This is a genomic window from Pseudomonas sp. LBUM1657 (assembly GCF_059716075.1).
The window spans coordinates 4283900-4300677 of record NZ_CP166799.1 but is presented as its reverse complement, the minus strand read 5'-3'; the positions used below and the strand labels follow the sequence as shown (position 1 = coordinate 4300677).

Genomic DNA, 16778 nt, shown 5'->3' with positions numbered 1-16778 from the left:
GATGGCATGGAGAACTTTATAAGCGATACGGAAATTAATATCAAACATAAAATATAGTGTCGTGTTGTTTTTTGTATCGCTTTGAGATGAATGGTTGATTGGGTGCGGGATAAACACAAAACCTGTAGGAGCTGGCGTGCCAGCGATGGGCGTTAGCGATGACGCGTTTTCATCGAATAAACGCGGGGCCTGAAAATCCATCGCTGGCAAGCCAGCTCTTACAGGGTGGGGGCATCCGCAACGACCAGGTTGGCGGCTTTCACGAGCAGGCTCGCTCCCACAGGGAAGCGCGGGCAAAAAAAACCCCGCAAAAGCGGGGCTTAAAAGGGTGCAGCAGTCATGCTTTCGGGCGTTTATCCATCACGTGGCAAGCCTTGCCTTCAGAGCGCTTGATCGAATGCAGAGGCTGCAAAACGATCCGCGAACTGATCCCGATATACGTCTTGATATGCCGGCTCAACTCGCCACAGACAGCCTTCTGCTGATCATCACTCAGATGCTGATGTTCAGCCTTCAGCTCGACATGCACATCCACGCTGTCCAGATTCCCGTTGCGATACAGGTGAATCTCATAACACTCTGAAAGCTGTTTGATTTTCAGCACCTGCTCCTCGATCTGCGTCGGGAACACATTGACCCCGCGAATGATCAGCATGTCATCGCTACGCCCGGTGATCTTGTCGATCCGTCGCATCGGCCGCGCAGTCCCCGGCAGCAAGCGCGTCAGGTCGCGGGTCCGATAGCGGATCATCGGCAGCGCTTCTTTGCTCAGGGAAGTGAACACTAACTCACCCATCTGCCCATCCGGCAACACTTCACCGGTGACCGGATCGATAATTTCCGGATAGAAGTGGTCCTCCCAGATCGTCGGCCCGTCCTTGGTTTCCGCGCATTCCATGGCGACACCCGGTCCCATGATTTCCGAGAGGCCATAGATGTCCAGCGCAGTAATGCCCAAACGGTTCTCGATGGCGCTGCGCAGTTCGGCGGTCCACGGCTCGGCGCCGAAGATGCCCAGGCGCAGGGCCAGTTTGTGCGGGTCGATGCCCTGACGCTCGATTTCATCGGCGATGTTGAGCATGTACGACGGCGTGACCATGATGATGTCCGGCTGGAAATCCCGGATCAGTTGCACTTGTTTTTCCGTCTGGCCGCCAGACATCGGAATCACCGTGCACCCCAGGCGTTCGGCACCGTAGTGCGCGCCCAGACCACCGGTAAACAGGCCGTAGCCATAGGAAATGTGCACTTTGTCACCACGGCGGCCGCCCGCAGCGCGGATCGAGCGCGCGACCACGTTGGCCCAGGTGTCGATGTCGTTCTGGGTGTAGCCGACAACGGTCGGTTTGCCCGTGGTGCCGCTGGACGCGTGCAGGCGCACCACGTCATGCATCGGCACGGCGAACATGCCGTAGGGGTAGTTGTCGCGCAGGTCGGATTTGGTGGTGAACGGAAACTTCGCCAGGTCTTCCAGAGACTTGATGTCGTCCGGGTGCACGCCCAGCGCATCAAAGCGTTGCCGGTACAGCGGCACGTTGTTGTACGCGTGTTTCAGGCTCCAGCGCAGGCGATCCAGCTGGTGCTGACGGAGTTCGTCGATGCTGGCGGTTTCAATCGGGTCCAGCACTGGATCAAGCACGGTTTTGGCAATTGGCATGTTCATAACTTCACTCGAATTATTTTTGTGTTTCAGCCCTTTCGCACAAGGGCTTAGAGTGCATGCCCCAAGGATACCTCTCGGCTCTTCGGGAATCGCGGTTCTTTAGTCGGACAGGCGCTCGATGATCAGCGCGATGCCTTGGCCAACGCCGATGCACATGGTGCATAAGGCGTAGCGACCCTGACGTTCTTCCAGTTCATGCAGGGCGGTGGTCACAAGCCGTGCGCCGCTCATCCCCAGCGGGTGACCGAGGGCAATGGCGCCGCCGTTGGGATTGACCCGCGGGTCGGTGTCGCTCATGCCCAGCTCACGCAGCACCGCCAGCCCTTGCGCGGCAAACGCTTCGTTGAGTTCGATCACGTCCATGTCGGCAAGGCTCAAGTTAGCCAGTTCCAGTACCTTGCGCGTTGCCGGCACCGGGCCAATGCCCATGATCCGGGGCTCGACGCCGGCGGTGGCCATCGCCACCACCCGGCCGCGTGCCTTCAGCCCGTGGCGTTGGGCGACTGCCGGGCTGGCCAGCAGCAGCGCGCAGGCGCCGTCATTCACTCCCGAGGCATTGCCAGCGGTGATGCTGCCGCCTTCGCGAAACGGCGTGCCGAGCTTCTGCAATTGCTCAAGCGTGGTGTCGCCGCGCGGGTGTTCGTCATGCTCGACGATTTTCGCCGGGCCTTTGCGCTGGGGGATTTCCACCGCGACGATTTCTTTGGCCAGGCGCCCGCTGGCCTGAGCCGCACCGGCACGTTGCTGGCTGCGCAGGGCGAAAGCATCCTGGTCGGCGCGGGAGATGTTGAACTGTTCGGCAACGTTCTCGGCGGTCTCCGGCATGGAGTCGATGCCGTAGGTTTTCTTCATCAGCGGATTGACGAAACGCCAGCCGATGGTGGTGTCGTAGACCTGCGCATCCCGGGAAAACGCTTGCTCGGCCTTGCCCATCACCAGCGGTGCGCGGGACATCGATTCGACACCGCCGACCAGCATCAAACCGGCTTCGCCACAGCGAATCGCCCGCGCCGCCGTGCCGATGGCATCCAGTCCGGAACCGCACAAACGGTTGAGCGTGGTGCCCGGCACGCTGACCGGCAACCCGGCCAGCAGCGCCGACATGCGTGCGACGTTGCGGTTGTCTTCGCCGGCCTGGTTGGCGCAGCCGTAGATCACATCGTCCACGGCATTCCAGTTGACCTGCGGGTGACGGCGCAGCAGTTCGCGCAGCGGCACCGCACCGAGGTCGTCGGCACGCACGCTGCTCAAGGCGCCGGCGTAGCGGCCGATAGGGGTCCGCACCGCATCGATGATCAAGGCGTCATTCATTCGGAGTCTCCGGCGTCAGCACAGTGCCGCGCACTTTGTAGGATTTGCCATGGAACAGCGCGATCAGCTGGCCCTGTTGGTTTTCAATGCGTACGTCGTAGTTGCCGGTGCGACCGGAGCGGCTTTGCTCGATGCAGTCGGCGGTCAAGGTGTCGCCCAGGCGCGCCGGGGCGATGTAGTCGATGCTGCAACCGATGGCGACGGTGGCGTCGTTGTAGCTGTTGCAGGCAAAGGCAAACGCCGAGTCGGCGAGGGCGAACAAGTAACCGCCATGGCAGGTGCCATGGCCCTGGATCATGTCGGCGCGCACGCTCATGCCGACGCGGGCGCAACCCGGTGCGGCGGAGAGCAGGCGCATGCCCATGGCCTGGCTGGCGGCGTCGCGCTTGAGCATCGCTTGCGCGCAGTTGCTGGCCAGGTTCATGGCTTCATGGTTAGTCATGAAACGTCCTCCCTTGTGCAACGCGACGACGCAATAGCAGCGACGGCCGATAGCGTTCTTCGCCGTAATTCGCTTGCAGGTTTTCCAGCACCTTCAGGATGTGGGCGAGGCCGATGGCGTCGGCCCACGCTAGCGGGCCCTGCGGATAATTGACCCCGGCACGCATCGCCAGATCGATGTCGGCGGCCGAGGCCACGCAATTCAGCACGGCGTCGGTCGCTTCGTTGGCGAGCATCGCCACGGTGCGCAATACCGCGAGGGCCGGGCTGTCGCTGAGTGGGCTGACGGTGAACCCGGCCCGTTGCAGCAGCGCGACCGCGTGTTCGAGGGCCGATTGGTCGATGTCGGACGCGTAACTGATCGCGAGGCGGCTGGCCTTGGCGTAATCAAAGGCCAAATCGAGCAGGATCAGATTGCGCAGCCCGTCTTCCCGGGCGCGCTGGCAGGCCATGCGTCCGTCGCTCAAGGCCAGCACCGCGTCGCCGACGCGCAACAAACCCTGGCCGTCGCGCTGAATGACCTCGACGTTGTGTTCACGCAAGCGTGGGATCAACGTGTTGGCGATGCCGAGATCGCCCTCGACTACGCAGGTTTCAACGGCAAAATCGCTGCTGATCGATGTCGGCTGCGGACGCTCCGCGCCTTCGGCATAGCGGTAGAAGCCATGCCCGCTCTTGCGCCCGAGACGCCCGGCCTCTACCAGCTCTTTCTGGATCAGCGAAGGCAGGAAGCGAGTGTCGCCGTAATAGGCGTCGAACACCGAACAGGTCACGGCGTAATTGACGTCATGGCCGATCAGATCGGTCAGTTCGAACGCGCCCATGGCAAAACCACCGGCCTCGCGCATCAGCGCATCCAGCGTCGGGCAATCCGCCGCGTTTTCCTGCAGCAGGCGCAGGCTTTCGGCGTAGAACGGACGGGCCACGCGGTTGACGATGAAACCCGGCGTCGAGCGGGTGTGCACCGGTTTTTTGCCCCAGGCTTTGGCGGTGTCATACAGGCACGCGGCCAATGCGGGATCACTGGCCAGGCCCGAGACGATTTCCACCAGGGCCATGACCGGTGCCGGGTTGAAAAAATGCAGGCCGAGCAGGCGTTGCGGGTGATTCAGTTGCGCAGCGATGCTGGTGATCGACAACGAAGAGGTGTTGCTCGCCAGCAGGCAGTGCTCGCCGCAGATGCCTTCCAGCTGGCGGAAGAGGGCGCGCTTGACCTCGAGATTCTCGACGATGGCTTCGATGATCAGCTCGCAATCGGCCAGCACTTCTATGGCTTCCACGGCTTGCAGGCGGGCGATGGTGGCGGTCCGCGCCTCGGCCGAGAGTTTGCCTTTCTCGACCCGTTTGCCCAGTTGACGGTCAATGCCATCGATGGCCTGAGCCGCGGCGCCCGGACGATTGTCGAGCAATAGCACCGGGTGGCCGGCCTGTGCGGCGACCTGCGCAATGCCTGCGCCCATGGCGCCGGCTCCAATCACCGCGATGCGTGCGTTAGTATTCAGTGCAGTCATGACTCAGCGCCCCTTGAAGCTTGGGTTGCGTTTTTCCATGAAAGCGCTGACGCCCTCACGGTAATCCTCGCTGCGCCCGGCCAAGCGTTGCAGGTCTTTTTCCAGTTCCAACTGTTCGTCGAGCGTGTTGCTCAGGCTGGCGTTCAGGCTGCGCTTGATCAGCGCCAGGCCGTAGGTCGGCTGCGTAGCCAGGTGACGGGCGAGCGTCAGGGCTTCATTGCGCAGTTCTGCGTCATCCACGCAGCGGTAGATCAGGCCCCATTGTTCGGCTTGCTCGGCGGACAAGCGATTTCCGAGCAAGGCCAGCGCCTTGGCGCGGGCCATGCCGACCAGGCGTGGCAAGGTCCAGGTGCCGCCGGAATCGGGGATCAGGCCGATTTTGCAGAAGGCTTGAATGAAGCTCGCCGAACGCGCCGCCAATACCAGATCGCAGGCCAGCGGAATGTTGGCCCCGGCCCCGGCGGCCACGCCGTTGACCGCGCAGATCACCGGCATCGGCAGGTCGCGCAGTTGGCGGATCAACGGGTTGTAGAACTTCTCGATGGACTCACCCAGATCCGGCGCGGCACTGCCCGGCGCAACATTGCGGTCGCTGAGGTCTTGCCCGGCGCAGAAGCCGCGACCTTCACCGGTCAGCAGCAAGACGCGCACGTCAGGACTCTGGCGGACCTGTTTCAGCGCTTCCTTCATTTCGCCATGCATCTGCGCATTGAAGCTGTTGAGTTGGTCCGGCCGGTTGAGGCTGAGCAGGGCGACGCCGGCCTCGATGGAAAACAGGATGTGTTCGAAGTTCATGGTCATGGCGCTCTCTGAGAGGTCGTTCGCTGCTTTTTCGGTGGTGAGGGATGGCTGATCGGCGGGTTATTCGCCGGTGAAGGTCGGCGTGCGCTTTTCCTGAAAGGCCCGGATGCCTTCATCACGGTCGCGGGTGCCGGCCAGCACGGTGAAGGCATAGCGTTCGAAACGCAGACCGCTGGCGAGGTCGGTGTCCATCGCCTTTAGCAATGATTCCTTGGCCAGACGCACGGCCAGCGGTGCTTTGCCGGCAATGCTGCGGGCGATCTGCAAGGCACGTTCGACGGTGAATTCCGGTTGGGTCACTTCACTGACCAGGCCGGCGCGTTGGGCCTGACGAGCGTCGATCGGCTCGCCGGTCAGGACCATTTGCATCGCCATGGACTTGCCGACCGCGCGCAGCAAACGCTGGGTGCCACCGGCGCCCGGCATGATTCCCAGGTTGATTTCCGGCTGGCCGAAACGGGCATCTTCGCCGGCGATGATGATGTCGGCGTGCATCGCCAGTTCACAGCCACCGCCGAGGGCGAAGCCGTTGACGGCGGCGATCAGCGGTTTGTTGAAGCGGGTGATGGTCTGCCACGACGCCTGGCGCGGGTCGTCGAGAATGCCGACCAGATTGCGCTCGGCCATTTCCTTGATGTCGGCGCCGGCCGCGAAGGCTTTGCGGCTGCCGGTCAGGACCACGACGCGGGTGTCGGCGTCGGCTTGCGCGGTCATCAGTTCGGCAGCCAGTTCACCGAGCAATTCGGTGGTCAGGGCGTTTAACGCTTTTGGACGCTGCAGGGTAATCAGGCGGACGCCCGGTTCGAAAAATTCGACGGCAAGGGTTAGAGGCATGGCGGATGCCCTCACGGTGCACGCTCGGCTGTAATGCCGGCTCGTTATTGGATCGGCGCGGTAGGCCGGTTTTGCCCGAGTATACCTGTAACGTGATACTCAAATGCAATACGAAAATATAATTAATGTGTCTTATCGGTATTTTTTTGGTTTGTGAGGTGCTCTTTCAATGGATTGCGTAGCGCGCTGGATGTGTCTATTTCATTGGTTATAATCAATGTTTTTGGGTCTAAATGGTGTCCGGAGATGGCGGTATTCACAAATGATACGGTTTTTGTGCTTTGTGATTAGAAAAGCGATGTGATACAAAATGTACGTGTATCGGCATCGCTTTTTGAATGCTCTATGAGGAAACGTCCCATGACCTGCTACAGCCTTGATGGCCTGACCCCGGTGGTTGATCCCACCGCTTACGTGCATCCCTCAGCCGTTCTGATCGGTGATGTGATCGTGGGCCCGCATTGCTATGTCGGGCCGTTGGCCAGCTTGCGCGGGGACTTCGGCCGGATAGTGCTGGAGGAGGGCGCCAATTTGCAGGACACCTGCGTCATGCACGGTTTCCCGGACAGCGACACCGTGGTCGAGCGCAACGGTCACATCGGCCACGGCGCGGTTTTGCACGGTTGCCGGATTGGCGCCAACGCGCTGGTGGGGATGAATGCGGTGGTGATGGACAATGCGCGCATCGGCGCCCGCTCATTCGTCTCGGCAGCCGCCTTCGTCAAAGTCGGATTCGAATGCGCCGAACAGTCGCTGGTAATGGGCGCACCGGCCAGCGTCAAGCGCAGCCTCAGCGATGAAGAAGTGTCCTGGAAGCAGGCGGGCACTCGCGAGTATCAGCAACTGGCCAAGCGTTGCCTGGAACAGATGCAAGTCTGCGAGCCGTTGACCGCACCGGAACCGGATCGCCCGCGCATCAGTGACAGCGGCTTGCGGCCCAAGGGCAGTGCTCTATGACCGGCACGATCCCTGTAGCAGCTGCCGAAGGCTGCGTTCGAGCGCGAAGCGGTCGCCTTCACGTTCACACGATCATGCCGAATCACCGCATGCGCAGGTTTGACGGCCGCTGCGTAGCCGAACGCAGCCTTCGGCAGCTGCTACAGAGATACGTGTGAACCTTTTGAAAACGGTATATTCCTTTTCTTTTTTCAGCTCGGTACGCCCATGTCGTCCCTGACACCTTTGAACCATCTGATTACCCGTTTCCAAGAGCAGACGCCGATCCGCGCCAGTTCCTTGATCATCACGTTGTACGGGGATGCCATCGAGCCCCACGGCGGCACGGTGTGGCTGGGCAGCCTAATTCAATTGCTCGAGCCCATCGGCATCAACGAGCGGCTGATCCGCACCTCGATTTTCCGTCTGACCAAGGAAGGCTGGCTGACCGCCGAGAAAGTCGGCCGTCGCAGCTACTACAGCCTGACCGGCGCCGGTCGCCGGCGTTTCGACAAGGCGTTCAAGCGGGTCTACAGCTCCACCGTGCCGGCCTGGGATGGTTCCTGGTGCCTGGTGATGCTGACGCAACTGACCCAGGATAAGCGCAAACACGTGCGCGAAGAGCTGGAATGGCAAGGTTTTGGTGCGATCTCGCCGGCTGTGCTGGCCTGTCCTCGCAGCGACCGGGCCGATGTCAACGCGACCTTGCTCGACCTTGGCGTCCAGGAAGACACCATCGTTTTTGAAACCACCGCGCAAGACGTGCTGGCCTCCAAGGCCCTTCGTCTACAGGTGCGCGAGAGCTGGAACATCGAGGAGCTGGCGGCCCATTACAGCGAGTTCATCCAACTGTTCCGACCGCTCTGGCAAGCGCTTCGCGAGCAGGAAAACCTGCAGCCTTCGGACTGCTTCCTTGCACGGGTCCTGCTTATTCATGAGTATCGCAAACTGCTGCTGCGCGACCCGCAACTGCCGGACGAGTTGTTGCCCGGTGATTGGGAAGGTCGTGCAGCGCGCCAGTTGTGCCGCAATATTTATCGGTTGATCTACGCCAAGGCCGAGGAATGGTTGAATAGCGCGCTGGAAACCGCCGATGGTCCGTTACCGGACGTGGGTGAAAGTTTCTATCGGCGGTTCGGCGGGCTCAAGTAGTCCGTTAGCATTCAGGTAGAGTGACTGTTCAGGAGAACCCGTAGATTGGCGTAGATAGTAAAAATAAGCCTGCGTGAGGCCCGACATGATTTCTTCAATTGCACAGCGCCGTGATGGGTTCGATCAGTGAATCCAACAGATCAACCAGATCTGTGGCGCCTTCCGGCCAGACGAGTCCAGGTGCATCGGGCTAAAGAGGTAATTTGGCGTGTGAGGAAGGAACGCGCTGGGCATCTTCAGCAGCAGATCGCCAATTGCTTAGTGTAACCAGTGTCACTCCAACGACCTTCGGCTAATGCGGCGCAGGTGCGATACCAATTGAGCCCGGTACCTCAACCAATTGAACAATTGGAGTGTTTTGGGGAAGTCCCCTAGTCCAGGCAGAAGGTGTACGAAAGCCTCCAACATGGCCCGATGGCGTGCCGGCTAGGTCGACGGATGGTTTGCCCGCATTATGTCCTAGCCGCTGGCTAGATAGACCCCGCGGCTAGTGATATCTGCCAAAGCGCTGGTGAGCCGCAGGATCAAAATGCAAACCCTTCAGCTATCTGAGTCAACATCTATTTAACCCGGCAGGTGCCTGGATGATTGAAAGCATCGCAATTGGGCTTTTGCCCGAGAAGCGATTTTTGGACCTGGAAAGCCAACGCTTCGCCTTCCCGTCGTCCTCAAAGAGCGCCTCGGCCCTGCCCGAGTGCCTGAAAACAGCGACACGCCCACACCGGCCTCGATGAACGGAGTGATCGTCGACAGCGTTGGCCGTTTCGCCAGCGAGCCCGCAGTTGCTCTACTACCCGAGGGGGATCTTGACCGAGACAGGGGTGGATATAGAACAAATCAAGCATTCGAAGGGGGCCTCAAAGAAGCTTACGGCGTTCTTGCCAAGAAAAACTTTGATAAGGTGCGCATATTTGATATTGAGCAATTTTTCAGCAAATCAAATACCTTCAGAAAGAGGGTGCTGGATCAATTTACGAACTACAGACAGGAGTGGAGAAACGCATCTACTTACGATCACAAGTTGGACTTCAGCGATAGTGAAGCTTTCCTTGCGATCGTCTCAGTAACAGCGTTTTCATGTCTTCTTGTTGATGAGATCGCCTTGCAACTGGCGCGCGACCGAGAAGAGGAGGCTGCAAAGTTATTGGCTCAGAGGATAAAGAACAAAATTAACTTTGCAGAAGAAGATCTTATGGGTCGAGTTACAGAAGTCCTTAAGTCGTATTTCACTCTTCGTTCCTTGGATGAGTTGGAAAGTAACTCATATCCTCAGTGGTTGGGGTCGGTGGCGGGATTTTTGTCCGTATGCGTCCGGCGAAGTCATCTAGCAGGTGAATTTGTAGACGTCCGACGTGGGTATCCTTGGACTATCCTGACTCTGCGTCGCCCTGCCTAAACTACAGGGGAATGGGAATCATCTAGCACAAGCCTTTCGACTGCCGCTGCATTCAGGTTTGGATCTCTAGAGATCACTTTTGACAGAGCATGGCACAAAGCTTAACTTTCCCAATTCTCCCCCGATCGCAGGAGCGATGAATGTCTCTATGGACAAGGATCCCCAGCTGGCTCGATATAGAGGCTTATGCCGAACGCCTATTTAGTACGCGCGGCCTAGGGGAACGCGAAAGTGGCATGAATCCTCTCAGCCCACCCCGTTCCATAAATGCACCTAGTATCGATCTGATCTACCGCCGGATCAGATGTGTCCGTCGAGCATGTGATTTGGGCGAAAAAGAGGCCGCCAACAGCATCCTGAAGCGCTTTTCTGACCTTGATATTCGAAGCATCCTTGATGAGATGATTAGCGCAGTGGTCGACATGGCAATGATCATTATCGGCAGTGCGCTAACCGGCGCCACGATAGGTGGAGGGATCGGATTATTTGCAGGCGGCATAGGCGCGTTCCCAGGCGCGACGGCAGGAGCCCTGGTTGGTGTGCAAGCGGGAGCGTGGATTCTTGGCGTACTGGGGCTGGCCTCGATTGCTGAATTCTTTACAGAAGGCCTTAAGCCGATAGCTACGGGCTACATTCGTGGGGTTTCCACCGCTTGGAACGGCCCTCGAGAGCGAACGGGTAATCCGTTGAGCTCCTTTTCCGACGACAGCATGGCAGCACAGCAAGGTGCGTGGGATATTGCACGCTCTCATGAGGCCGTAGTGATTCTCCTGCTAAGCGCTATCGTTGCTTATCTGACGCGAGGCCGCGGAAACGCAAGTGTGCTCGCAACCGAGATGCGAGGCAGCGAGCGAGGTGCAAAACTTGGTCATTGGATGCTCAAGCATGAAGAAGCATTGAAAAAACGCCCCGACCTACAAACGGCAGAGCCTCGCAGAGGCGCACTTGGGCCGCAGGAACCACCACCGAACCGCCCATCTGGAAAAGACAAAGAACCGCCCAAGGGCAAGCCAAATACTATGCCCCGCCATGACGTCGAATGCTTCAAGGCAGACAAGATGCCGGCCTCTAAAGTCGGAGAGTTCGAGCGGCAATTGAAGGGGCAGGAGGACGGGCTGAATCGGCTGACGGTTGATGAGTATCTAGAGAATATCGCTAATCCGGTGAAACGCAGTCCGGCTGCTGCCAGAACGGCTCGCAAGGATCTGCAAGATCAATTGGAAGAGCGTTTTCAAAATGATTTTCCAGACTTGGATGTACTCGAAGCGGAGGAAGCTGCAATTAAAAAAGCCAAGGAAACGATGGCAAACCTTGCTGGACTGCACAACCCCGATCTGAGTGCTGGTGGCAAGGATATCATCGGTGATTTCGGTGACCGACAGGTTAACTCCAGCATTGGGCCTCAGTGGAGACCAAAAATTCAAAACCTCAAAGCAGCTGCTGAGAAAGTGCCAGAATCCCTGCGAGATTCAACTTTCCTTAACGTGAAATTACATAAGTGCTGAAGGAGGCATCCGTGGACAAGGTATTTGCTAGGTTTCTAGAGAAGTTTGGTGGCCCTGTCGACCGCCAGGACGTCCCAGTGTCAAGTATCGAGCACTATAGGGGGAAACTGCCCAATCAGCTTCTGGAATACTGGACTGAGCACGGCTGGTGCGGATACGGTGACGGGATTTTTTGGATAGTGAACCCGCAGGAGTACGAGGGAGTGGTGGCTTCCTGGATTGAGGGGACGGAACTTGAAAAGCGCGACACTTACCACCTGATTGCACGTGGTGCGTTTGGCGACCTATACCTGTGGGGTGAGAAAACGGGATTTTCACTAAAAATAACTAGCGTCTTTTCTCGATGCGTAATCCATGATTTTGAACCCACACCCGAACAAATGGATCGTAAGCTTCAAGACTTTATCGTGTCCAGAAAAGTGGACTCTAACGATGTAGAAGATTTGTTTAGCCCTGCAAGAAGAAAGCTCGGCACGCTGCGCCATGATGAAATGTATGGTTTTGTTCCAGCGTTAATGCTTGGCGGATCGGCATCTGTTGATCATGTTGAGAAACTAAAAGCAGTGGAGCATTTAATCTTGCTGTCCCAGCTTGCAGAGCTTGAGCCATATAGCTTTTAAGGCATGCATGCGTGCCGCCTAGAGTATTTAATCCAGTTGCCACTTATGCGGCAGCAACTGATCGATTTCACTCGCCCGCTGCGTAGGGAGCCGCGTGAGAACATCCTTCAGATAGGCGTACGGATCATGACCATTCAGCTTCGCTGACTGGATCAAACTCATGATCGCCGCAGCCCGCTTGCCGCTGCGAAGCGACCCAGCGAAGAGCCAGTTCTTGCGTCCGAGAGCCCACGGCCGGATCTGGTTCTCCGCCCAATTGTTGTCTATGGGTACGGCCCCGTCATCAAGGTAGCGCGACAGCGCCGCCCAGCGTTTCAGGCTGTAATCGAATGCTTTGCTGATTGCCGAGCCTTCGGGCACAAGATCACGCTGGGCGCTCATCCAAGCATGTAGTATGTCCATTACCGGGACGGCTTTTTCTTGTCGTATTCGACGCCGTAAATCCGGCGGCTGGTCGCGCACTTCGCTCTCGATTTCGTACAACAATTGGATATAGCGCAAAGCTTGCTCGGCGAGCGTGCTTTTATTCGTCGCATGCAGCTCGAAGAACTTGCGCCGTGCATGGGCCATGCACCCGATCTCGGTCACGCCAAGTTCAAAGCTGGCCTTGTAGCCACCAAAATCATCGCACACCAGCTTACCCCTCCAGTCTTTCAGGAAGTTGCGAGCATGCTCACCGGTGCGGCTGGGGCTGAAGTCGTAAACCACTGCTGCTACGTCCGAGAACTGGCTGGTAGCATAGGCCCACACATAAGAACGGTGGGTTTTCTTCGAACTCGGAACGAGCATCTGCACCGGTGTTTCATCGGCATGGATAACCTGCTGTCCTAGCACTACGTCGCGCAGCGCATCGACCAGCGGCTGCAACTCAACTCCAGTCACGCCAACCCATTGAGCCAATGTTGAACGTGGAATCGCCAGGCCCGCCCGACCGAAGATCGACTCCTGACGGTAAAGCGGCAGGTGGTCGGCAAACTTGGCAATCATGACGTGGGCCAGCAGCCCGGCGGTTGGGATGCCCTTATCGATGACTTGAGCCGGCACCGGCGCCTGGATCAGCGTTTCGCAGTCATCGCAGACCCATTTGCCACGGACATGACGCTCAACGGTAAACACGCCAGGCGTGTAATCCAGCTTCTCGCTGACGTCTTCACCGATGCGCTTGAGTGCACAGCCGCATTGGCAGTGAGTGTTGTCCGGTTCGTGGTGGATCAAGGTGCGTGGAAACTCTGGCGGCAAAGCAGTGCGCTTGGGTTTTTGCTTTTTCTCGGCCGGAGTTATAACTGCCTGCAAGCTTTGAAGCTCTGCTTCAGTTGCCGCGATATTGGTATCGATCAGGTCATCGAGCAGGCTGGCCTGCTCAGGATTCATCTGCTCGCTGCGCTTGGCAAATTTCAAACGCTTGAGTTGGGCGATCTCGTGGGTCAGCTTCTCGATCACCGTCTGATCACGGTTGATCTTCTTGCCCATCGTCTCAACGGTTTTACCCATCGTTTCGACCGTCTTGCCCAGCGTGTCGACCTGGTGGTCGAGCGTCTCGACACGCTGCATCAACTGCGCGGCCAAGGCGCGCAGTTGTTCAGGGGGCAGGTGATCGAGATTGGGTAGCGAAGTCATGGGGCCGATTTTGCCAGAGCAGGCAATTCGCAGCGATAGACCGATAGGCTAATGGCAGCCGTTAAAGCAGTGTGATCGAGCCTCTAAAACCTGCGCTTTGCCATGGCAGACCCAGCACCAATGCCTGAAGTTGCTCGGTATCCAGTTCCATTTCAGAGCCATGGCGAATGCCAGGCCAGTGGAACTTGCCTTGGTTCAACCGGCGCGCCGCGAGCCATATTCCGAAGCCGTCATGCACCAGAACTTTCATCCGATTGGCACGGCGGTTGGCGAACAGATAAGCACAGTGCGGCTGCGCCGCACCGAACACCGCGATCACCTTGGCTAACGCCGTTTCGGTGCCTGCGCGCATGTCCATCGGCTCCGTGGCGAGCCAGATGGAATCAATGCGAATCATCGCAGCAAGTCTCGAAGAAAGGTTGCGCAAGCAGCGGCATTTTCAGTCGGCCAGTTCACTTTGATAGTGCCACGCGGGTGCTGGATTTCAACACAGATATTGGACGATGCAGCTTGCGAGTTTGCTCCCATCAGCGGCATGGGGAGCGGAATAAATGCAGGTTGCAGCGCGGTGCTTTTCGGCGTTTGCAGCCGAATCCATTTGTGGACGAGGTTTGCGTTGATGCTATGGCTGAGCGCGACGCTGGCAATAGAAGCGCCGGGTTGGGCACACTCTTGAATGACCTGGGCTTTGAAGGACTTGGAGTAGGAACGGCGTGTTGGTTGCATAAAATACCCGTTTAAAGGCTAGAACTGGTGCCCACTTAAATTTAAGTGCACACCATGTCTTGGCTTTGCGGGGCTGGGTAGATGACTTGGCCGGACGGTTACTTTTGTCCGCCATTTTTCCTGACGCGGATGTGTTGTCTGAGGCCCAAATTGCCGGTGGAGACAGAAAGCTTGTTGCAGACATTCTGGTGAAGAGCGGTGATCAGTCAGTAGTTGTAGAGATCAAGAATACAATAAATATTCGCACTTACGAGTCGATGCTAGTTCAGCTTGAGAACGCCATCGCCAGCGCTGGACACCGAGACGGAATCGTTTTTATCTCCCTACCATGGTTAATTCTGCGGAAGTATTTGAGAAAAATAGACTTTTCAACAACGGTGAAGGTCGTCTTAAAGTGCTCATCGCAGTCCCACTCTAACAACTCGCTGTGGGTGACGTTAACCCGCTCTGAATCCTTAATGCCGCAAGGCTTCACATCACCCGAAGCGCACCTGAGTGCGGCGTTTAGGGGAGGTAGATCGAAAGCTGCCTTAAGTAAGCGAGCGTTTTTGGTCGATTGCTGTCTTGTCCTCAAGAGTGGCTATCGACCAAAAAGATTTTGGCCTTAGTGTTCATCTTAAATAACGGGCTTCATGAGCGATTTTTGCGATGTAAATCCTCAAAATCATAGCAAAGGCTTTCGCTCTAGATAGATACTCCATCGAGGGCTATTAAACCAGTTGGTGGATCCCCAGAGACAAAATCAATCCACCGCATAGTCGATCTATTGCTTTTACCTCCCTTGGTACGCGCAAGCAATCTTAAGTTGCGAAAGAGCTATTGCGACCATTCCATACCAAGCCGTTTAAACCACCAATGCAACTGCTAGTATCGACGAAAATGTGCCTAGTGAAACGTAGGCGGGTACGCTGGCTGAAAAAACAACTGCATAGAAGGCTACGAACTTTAGGTTACCAATGTTGGTAACCACCCCCTGAATAAAGGACTGTCTGCAACTACTGGCGATGGCATCATTTTGCGGGTCGAGAGGATGCTTTCCTGCGTTCATCAGCAGTCGGAATCCGAACCCCATCAGATAGGCAGCCCCCAGAACCTTTACAACAAGCGCAGCCCAAGGCAACGCAACAAATACAACCCCGAGTCATGACTAGTTATATCTTTTGTTATGTGTAGTCAAGCCTCACACAACCAAGGTCTACCGGCATATCAAATGACTAATGGATAGTCCCTCTACGCATGGCGATCACTCCTGCGTGCAGGAGCGTCCGGAATGGCTACTTTCGGCCGATTCTGTTGAAAAAGTCGGCCATGGTTTCCACTGCAGAAAAGTAAGCGCTTGAGATTGAAATCTTTACTTTGTGCAGAGGATTCCGAGCTCAGATTTCGCATAGCTGCGCGCAAAAAAGGCGTTTTCAGCAGCCAGTATGTGGGCAATCTGGAAGGACCGACTTTTTCAACACAATCGGTCGATTGCAGCCCGTCGTGACAGGTAGCAATCAGCTCTCATCTCCAATAAATTGCCTCATCGGCATACTCCGCGCGTTCCGATTCAACTTTGGATTTCTACGATCCTGAGCCAAGGCCAGCGAGCTTGATAACTTTTCGCCTTCTGATCGAACAGATCTGGCTTGGGATTCTTTGGATTGATACGAAGTAGCCCTTGCTCTGTGTCGGCCAGGCCGTTGGGAGCATAGACTTCGCCAGTTTCAACATCCAAACCAATGCAGGTACCGGAAATTAGGTAGCGATCAATCCCGTCTTTAGCCGACTGAAGCTGAGGATAATCCCCGCCAAACCGCTGGTTGTACCACAAGTGAACGCGAGCCTGATTCTTGATCTCAACGTTAACTTCGAGGTCTTGGAAGAGACGCTGAGCTGAGTTGATGACCTCATTCTCGGCCTCCCAAGACAGATCGTTGTCGAAGTAAAAAACGTCGTAATCCTTCACCCCCCAAGCTGGCGGCAGTTGTGACTGATGATTCCAGACGGCTTGGAACAGGCAACCCGCAGTGAGCATGCATTGATTCAAACCGAGTGAAGGTAAACGTGAGGTGATTTCAGTATTTATTGGATTGGCCATTGCTATCCTGACCAACCTTTCGACAGTCAATGTCATTTTCATCCCTTTGGAATCGATCTAGTCCTAGCGACGGACAGTACATCATAGATTTGTAAAGTTTCGCGAAAGACAGCGTTTTTACACACTGGCCAGAAATAGTACTTGGATGAACGTCTTCTGGCCGGAAGCAGCCCGTAACGCTGACC

Annotated in this window: 16 protein-coding genes and 1 pseudogene; 5 read left to right on the top strand and 12 right to left on the bottom strand. The window is 56.9% G+C overall.

Features of this window, described 5'->3' with window-relative positions; all coding sequences use genetic code 11:
• Positions 1-337: 337 nt before the first annotated feature.
• The 6 genes from paaK to paaF form a co-directional block, all read right to left on the bottom strand.
• Positions 338-1663, bottom strand: a complete 1326-nt coding sequence (gene paaK, locus ACA055_RS19860) for a phenylacetate--CoA ligase PaaK (RefSeq protein WP_497680198.1) — start codon at positions 1661-1663, stop codon at positions 338-340.
• Between the two features lie 99 nt (positions 1664-1762).
• Positions 1763-2974 carry a 3-oxoadipyl-CoA thiolase gene (pcaF, locus tag ACA055_RS19855; RefSeq protein WP_497680197.1) on the bottom strand — a complete coding sequence of 404 codons (1212 nt, stop codon included), beginning with the start codon at positions 2972-2974 and terminating at the stop codon, positions 1763-1765.
• The gene (paaI, locus tag ACA055_RS19850; RefSeq protein WP_497680196.1) at positions 2967-3416 is read right to left on the bottom strand and encodes a hydroxyphenylacetyl-CoA thioesterase PaaI; all 450 of its coding nucleotides are present in this window, start codon (positions 3414-3416) and stop codon (positions 2967-2969) included. The genes pcaF and paaI overlap by 8 nt, the downstream gene beginning before the upstream one ends.
• Positions 3409-4926 (bottom strand): 3-hydroxyacyl-CoA dehydrogenase PaaH, encoded by a 1518-nt coding sequence (gene paaH / locus ACA055_RS19845; protein ID WP_497680195.1) that lies wholly within the window; start codon positions 4924-4926, stop codon positions 3409-3411. Before paaH ends, paaI begins: the two co-directional genes overlap by 8 nt.
• 3 nt (positions 4927-4929) lie before the next feature.
• Positions 4930-5721, bottom strand: a complete 792-nt coding sequence (gene paaG / locus ACA055_RS19840; RefSeq protein WP_497684455.1) for a 2-(1,2-epoxy-1,2-dihydrophenyl)acetyl-CoA isomerase PaaG — start codon at positions 5719-5721, stop codon at positions 4930-4932.
• A 66-nt stretch (positions 5722-5787) separates the two neighbouring features.
• Entirely contained in the window at positions 5788-6561 is a 774-nt protein-coding gene (paaF, locus tag ACA055_RS19835; RefSeq protein ID WP_497680194.1) for a 2,3-dehydroadipyl-CoA hydratase PaaF, read from the bottom strand.
• A 360-nt stretch (positions 6562-6921) separates the two neighbouring features.
• On the opposite strand from paaF, the gene paaY reads away from it, so the two are divergent.
• On the top strand, positions 6922-7518 hold the full coding sequence (gene paaY / locus ACA055_RS19830) for a phenylacetic acid degradation protein PaaY (RefSeq protein ID WP_497680193.1): 597 nt from the start codon (positions 6922-6924) through the stop codon (positions 7516-7518).
• Positions 7519-7725: 207 nt separating this feature from the next.
• Positions 7726-8649 carry a phenylacetic acid degradation operon negative regulatory protein PaaX gene (gene paaX, locus ACA055_RS19825; protein ID WP_497680192.1) on the top strand — a complete coding sequence of 308 codons (924 nt, stop codon included), beginning with the start codon at positions 7726-7728 and terminating at the stop codon, positions 8647-8649.
• A gap of 553 nt (positions 8650-9202) precedes the next feature.
• Here the strand turns inward: paaX and ACA055_RS19820 are convergent.
• Positions 9203-9289, bottom strand: a pseudogene (locus tag ACA055_RS19820) (hypothetical protein); the annotation flags it as partial.
• A 54-nt stretch (positions 9290-9343) separates the two neighbouring features.
• Between ACA055_RS19820 and ACA055_RS19815 the strand changes: the two are divergent.
• The 3 genes from ACA055_RS19815 to ACA055_RS19805 all read left to right on the top strand — a co-directional run bounded on the left by ACA055_RS19815 (position 9344) and on the right by ACA055_RS19805 (position 12170).
• Positions 9344-10045 carry a hypothetical protein gene (locus ACA055_RS19815; RefSeq protein ID WP_497680191.1) on the top strand — a complete coding sequence of 234 codons (702 nt, stop codon included), beginning with the start codon at positions 9344-9346 and terminating at the stop codon, positions 10043-10045.
• Positions 10046-10185: 140 nt separating this feature from the next.
• The gene (locus ACA055_RS19810) at positions 10186-11550 is read left to right on the top strand and encodes a DUF6861 domain-containing protein (RefSeq protein WP_497680190.1); all 1365 of its coding nucleotides are present in this window, start codon (positions 10186-10188) and stop codon (positions 11548-11550) included.
• An 11-nt stretch (positions 11551-11561) separates the two neighbouring features.
• Positions 11562-12170, top strand: a complete 609-nt coding sequence (locus tag ACA055_RS19805; RefSeq protein ID WP_497680189.1) for a GAD-like domain-containing protein — start codon at positions 11562-11564, stop codon at positions 12168-12170.
• Positions 12171-12197: 27 nt separating this feature from the next.
• Here ACA055_RS19805 and tnpC read toward each other — a convergent pair whose 3' ends face one another.
• The 5 genes from tnpC to ACA055_RS19780 all read right to left on the bottom strand — a co-directional run bounded on the left by tnpC (position 12198) and on the right by ACA055_RS19780 (position 16629).
• A complete protein-coding gene (tnpC, locus tag ACA055_RS19800) occupies positions 12198-13787 on the bottom strand; it encodes an IS66 family transposase (protein ID WP_497680188.1) in 1590 nt (529 codons plus the stop codon).
• 61 nt (positions 13788-13848) lie between these two features.
• Entirely contained in the window at positions 13849-14184 is a 336-nt protein-coding gene (gene tnpB / locus ACA055_RS19795; RefSeq protein WP_497680187.1) for an IS66 family insertion sequence element accessory protein TnpB, read from the bottom strand.
• A complete protein-coding gene (gene tnpA, locus ACA055_RS19790; RefSeq protein ID WP_497680186.1) occupies positions 14181-14513 on the bottom strand; it encodes an IS66-like element accessory protein TnpA in 333 nt (110 codons plus the stop codon). Before tnpA ends, tnpB begins: the two co-directional genes overlap by 4 nt.
• Before the next feature lie 844 nt (positions 14514-15357).
• Positions 15358-15633: a LysE family transporter gene (locus tag ACA055_RS19785; protein ID WP_497680185.1), complete on the bottom strand. Its 276-nt coding sequence runs from the start codon at positions 15631-15633 to the stop codon at positions 15358-15360.
• A gap of 429 nt (positions 15634-16062) precedes the next feature.
• Positions 16063-16629: a nucleotidyltransferase family protein gene (locus tag ACA055_RS19780; protein WP_497680184.1), complete on the bottom strand. Its 567-nt coding sequence runs from the start codon at positions 16627-16629 to the stop codon at positions 16063-16065.
• Between the last annotated feature and the right edge of the window lie 149 nt (positions 16630-16778).

Coding starts and splice junctions, on each gene's coding strand:
- ACA055_RS19810 (WP_497680190.1), top strand. CDS start 10,186: ATGTCTCTATGGACAAGGATCCCCAGCTGGCTCGATATAGAGGCTTAT.
- paaG (WP_497684455.1), bottom strand. CDS start 5,721: ATGAACTTCGAACACATCCTGTTTTCCATCGAGGCCGGCGTCGCCCTG.
- paaK (WP_497680198.1), bottom strand. CDS start 1,663: ATGAACATGCCAATTGCCAAAACCGTGCTTGATCCAGTGCTGGACCCG.
- tnpA (WP_497680186.1), bottom strand. CDS start 14,513: ATGCAACCAACACGCCGTTCCTACTCCAAGTCCTTCAAAGCCCAGGTC.
- paaI (WP_497680196.1), bottom strand. CDS start 3,416: ATGACTAACCATGAAGCCATGAACCTGGCCAGCAACTGCGCGCAAGCG.
- paaX (WP_497680192.1), top strand. CDS start 7,726: ATGTCGTCCCTGACACCTTTGAACCATCTGATTACCCGTTTCCAAGAG.
- tnpB (WP_497680187.1), bottom strand. CDS start 14,184: ATGATTCGCATTGATTCCATCTGGCTCGCCACGGAGCCGATGGACATG.
- ACA055_RS19780 (WP_497680184.1), bottom strand. CDS start 16,629: ATGACATTGACTGTCGAAAGGTTGGTCAGGATAGCAATGGCCAATCCA.
- paaF (WP_497680194.1), bottom strand. CDS start 6,561: ATGCCTCTAACCCTTGCCGTCGAATTTTTCGAACCGGGCGTCCGCCTG.
- paaY (WP_497680193.1), top strand. CDS start 6,922: ATGACCTGCTACAGCCTTGATGGCCTGACCCCGGTGGTTGATCCCACC.
- pcaF (WP_497680197.1), bottom strand. CDS start 2,974: ATGAATGACGCCTTGATCATCGATGCGGTGCGGACCCCTATCGGCCGC.
- paaH (WP_497680195.1), bottom strand. CDS start 4,926: ATGACTGCACTGAATACTAACGCACGCATCGCGGTGATTGGAGCCGGC.
- tnpC (WP_497680188.1), bottom strand. CDS start 13,787: ATGACTTCGCTACCCAATCTCGATCACCTGCCCCCTGAACAACTGCGC.